Origin of the sequence: Pantoea sp. CTOTU49201, from assembly GCF_032054795.1 — a bacterium.
Taxonomy (GTDB): domain Bacteria; phylum Pseudomonadota; class Gammaproteobacteria; order Enterobacterales; family Enterobacteriaceae; genus Pantoea; species Pantoea symbiotica.
Window position 1 is genome coordinate 1 of the sequence record NZ_DAMBSA010000429.1, and the last position, 3863, is coordinate 3863.

2 protein-coding genes and 1 pseudogene are annotated in these 3863 nt (G+C 57.0%); 1 reads left to right on the forward strand and 2 read right to left on the reverse strand.

Features of this window, described 5'->3' with window-relative positions; translation table 11 throughout:
• Nucleotides 1-476, reverse strand: a pseudogene (locus RTY00_RS21500) (phosphate ABC transporter, permease protein PstA); the annotation flags it as partial.
• The gene (locus RTY00_RS21505) at nucleotides 473-2566 is read right to left on the reverse strand and encodes an ABC transporter permease subunit (protein WP_312666112.1); all 2094 of its coding nucleotides are present in this window, start codon (nucleotides 2564-2566) and stop codon (nucleotides 473-475) included. The pseudogene RTY00_RS21500 and the gene RTY00_RS21505, both read right to left, overlap by 4 nt.
• Before the next feature lie 182 nt (nucleotides 2567-2748).
• Here RTY00_RS21505 and RTY00_RS21510 point away from each other — a divergent pair.
• Nucleotides 2749-3863 (forward strand): RNA degradosome polyphosphate kinase (locus RTY00_RS21510; RefSeq protein WP_312666114.1); only part of this gene is annotated, 1115 nt, incomplete at its 3' end.

Sequence of the window (3863 nt, forward strand, 5' to 3'; positions counted from 1 at the left end):
CGGATGTTACTCGCCTGGCGCAGTTGCTCATGTACCTGCTGCAAACGCTGATGCAGCAAGGCATCGCGGCTTTGCGCGGTCATCACTTCATTATCCTGGCGCAGCTCCACCAGCCAACCATACGCATTGCCGCCGTTGCGGCGCTGTAGCACCAACACATCGACAGGACGACGGGTTTTCGCCTCGCCCTGGCTGTAAAGCACGCGGAAATCCGGCGCGGCAAAGTCACGGTTGCCGGTTTTCACCACATAGCGCCACTGTTCGCCCTGCTGCTGCTTTTGCAAGGTTTCGCCCAGCACCATCACCGCGCTGCCTTCCGGCGGCTGGAACTGATATTGATCGACCGGCTGCGGCCAGAAAGCGCGCACGCCTTGCCAGCCGAGCAAACCAATCAACAAGGTAAACGCCAGCAGGCAAACCGCGACAGCCCCGGCGGTGAGCCAGCGCCAGCGATCGTTCTGTTTCATCGCCGTCATCCTTGGCCCTCATGCTGGCTGTAGCGTTGACGCAGGCGCTGACGAATCAACTCGGCGATGGTGTTGATCACCAACGTGAAGATCAACAGTATCAACGCGCTAAGGAACAGAATGCGGTAATGCGCGCTGCCCGCTGCGGCTTCGGGCATTTCAATGGCAATGTTGGCGGAGAGCGCACGCAGGCCAGCAAATAAGCCGCCTTCGCTGACCGGCGTGTTGCCGGTGGCCATCAGAACAATCATCGTCTCGCCGACGGCGCGGCCAAAGCCAATCATTAATGCAGCGAAGATGCCCGCCGAGGCGCCCGGCAGCACCACGCGCGTCAGGGTTTGCCACGGCGTGGCACCCAGCGCCAGCGAGCCTTGCCCGAGCGCGCCCGGCACGCTGAACAGCGCATCTTCCGATAAGGTGAAAATCAGCGGTACCAGCGCAAAACCCATCGCCAACGCGGCGACTAACAGGTTGCGCTGTTCGTAATGCGCCAAACGCTCGCCAATTTCCGGCCAGAACAGCGTTGGCAGCCACAGCGTTAACAGCGTGACGACGAGCAATACCGGCAGCAGCAGAATCACTTCAAAGCCGGGACGTCGCCAGCTGGCAGGCAAACGCGGACTGAGCACGCCGCATAACAGTAAGGTGGCCGCCAGCACCAGCGGTAGCAGCAATACGCCAACCAGCGCGGTGCTGATGTGCGGTGCCAGCCATACGCCCGCGATTAAACCAATCACCACGCTTGGCAGCGCGCCCATCATTTCGATCGCCGGTTTCACCCAACGGCGTAAACCTGGCGACATAAACCACGCGGTATACATCGCGGCGGCCAGCGCCAGCGGCGTGGCGAACAGCAGTGCCAGACTGGCGGCTTTCAGCGTGCCCAGCACCAGCGGCATCAGGCTGAACTTGGCTTGATAGCTGTCGCCCGCCGCGGTGGATTGCCATACCCAATCGGCCTGCGGATAGTTTTCGTACCAGATTTTCTGCCACAGGTTGCGCCAGGTGAAGTCCGGCCACGGATTATCTAAAGCAAACTGCTGCCATTCCCCGGCGCGTTCAATGATCAAGGCATCACCGCGCGGCGCGAAGGCCAGCGCCTGAATGCCCGGCGCCAGCTGACGCGCTAAGATTGCGCCCTGCTGCTTGCTGGCGAACAGCTGAACCTTGCCCTGCGCATCGTAAGTGGCAAACACGCGGCGCTGCGGTTCCGGCGTGATGCCGCGCGCCTGCTGGCTGCCGTTGAAGGTGTGAATCTGTTGCAGACGCGGCCCTTTATCACTGGCGATAGCGAACCATTGCTGCACGCCCTGTGAATCCTGAATCAGCAAAGTTCGTCCACCGGCCAACATATGCAGGCTTTGCGGCGGCAGATTGAGGGTTTGCGTTTCGCGTAGCTGCGCGCCATCCGGCGTGATTTGCCACACGCGCAGTAAGCGCCCGCTGCTGGCGTAGAGTAAGGTGCCATCCGGCGACAACAGCAGATGATCGGCCTGCTGCTGCGGCAACAGGATCTGATTCACCTTTTGCTGATTTTCCAGCGTGAGCAGGCTAATGCCTGCTGCGGTTTGCGCGGCAATCAACCATTGATGGTCGTTGAGCGACGTCAGCGCCATGTTACTGACCGGGCCTTGCGGTAAGCGCAGCGGACGATCGCCGAGCGGGAAACCCCATTCGCCGCTGCCGTTGCGGATAACCGGTTGCATTAACAGCAGTTCGCCCTGCATATTGAGCAGCACGCTGCGGTTATCAAAGCTTGCGATCGCCGCATCAGGCTTGCCATTCAGCGCCAGTGCCGGTGCAGCGGGTTGACCATCAAGCGGAATAAAGCGCGCTTCGTTGCGGCTGATGCGCCAGCCCAAATGGCCGTCGCTGCCCATCGCAAGCATTGGGGCTTTGTCCCACAGCTGAATATTGGTGGTGGCATGCATCCCGGGCGCGCTAAACAGCGGCAGCACCACCCAGATCAGCCAGAAGAACAGCAGTAACATCAGCAGCAAAATTCCCACGCCGCAAGCTGTGACAACGCGGCGCACTAAATTGTCAGTGGCGCGTCGACGACGGTCGCTAAAGTGGACGGGAATACGATTTATGCTCATGCAGGCCAGGTTACCGGTGGAAACAAGTCGCTATGTTGCCCGTAGCTGATTGATAAGACAACCTTTGACGTTGGACAAGCCTGCCATACTCTCGCCATAATGGTGACGGACACTGAGCGGTAACGCATTTTTGTGCATTTTCCGCCGGACATTCCGTCCAGCATCAGCATCTCGGAGTCAGAATGGGTCAGGATAAGCTGTATATAGAAAAAGAATTAAGCTGGTTAAGCTTCAATGAACGTGTGTTACAGGAAGCCTCGGATAAAAGTAATCCGCTGATTGAGCGCATGCGCTTTCTGGGAATTTATTCCAATAACCTCGAAGAGTTCTATAAAGTCCGCTTTGCCGATCTCAAGCGGCGGATTCTGATCAGCGAAGAGCAAGGCAAACCGACCTCTTTGCGACATCTGTTAAAGAAAATTCAGCTGCGGGTGCAGAAGTCGGATCAGGAGTTTGATGCGCTTTATAACGATCTGCTGCTGGAAATGGCGCGTAATCAGATCTTCCTGATTAACGAACGTCAGCTGTCACCGAATCAGCAAGAGTGGCTGCGCTACTACTTCAAACATCAATTACGCCAGCACGTCACGCCGATTCTGATTAACCATGACACCGATCTGATCGAATTCCTGAAAGACGATTACACCTATCTGGCGGTGGAGATCATTCGCGGCGACGATATTCGTTATGCGCTGCTGGAGATCCCGTCGGATAAAGTGCCGCGCTTTATTAACCTGCCGGCTGAGTCGCCACGTCGCCGCAAGCCAATGATTCTGCTGGATAACATCCTGCGCTACTGCCTTGATGAAATTTTCAAAGGCTTCTTCGATTACGATACGCTGAATGCTTATTCGATGAAGATGACGCGCGATGCCGAGTACGATCTGGTAACGGAGATGGAATCGAGCCTGCTGGAGCTGATGTCCTCAAGCCTGAAGCAGCGTCTCAATGCCGAGCCGGTACGTTTCGTTTATCAGCGCGATATGCCGGATGCGATGGTGGAAATGCTGCGCCATAAACTGTCGATTTCGAACTACGATTCGATTGTGCCCGGTGGCCGCTATCATAACTTTAAAGATTTCATCGGCTTCCCAAACGTTGGCAAAAGCAATCTGGAAAACCGTCCGCTGCCGCAGATTCGTCACATCGGCTTCGACGGCTTCCGCAACGGTTTCGACGCCATCCGTAATCGCGATGTGCTGCTCTACTATCCGTATCACACCTTTGAGCATGTGCTGGAGCTGCTGCGTCAGGCCTCGTTCGACCCGAACGTGCTGGCGATTAAGATCAACATTTA

Bases quoted from the DNA above. Each gene is read 5' to 3' on its own strand.
- RTY00_RS21505 (WP_312666112.1), bottom strand. From the start codon at position 2,566: ATGAGCATAAATCGTATTCCCGTCCACTTTAGCGACCGTCGTCGACGC.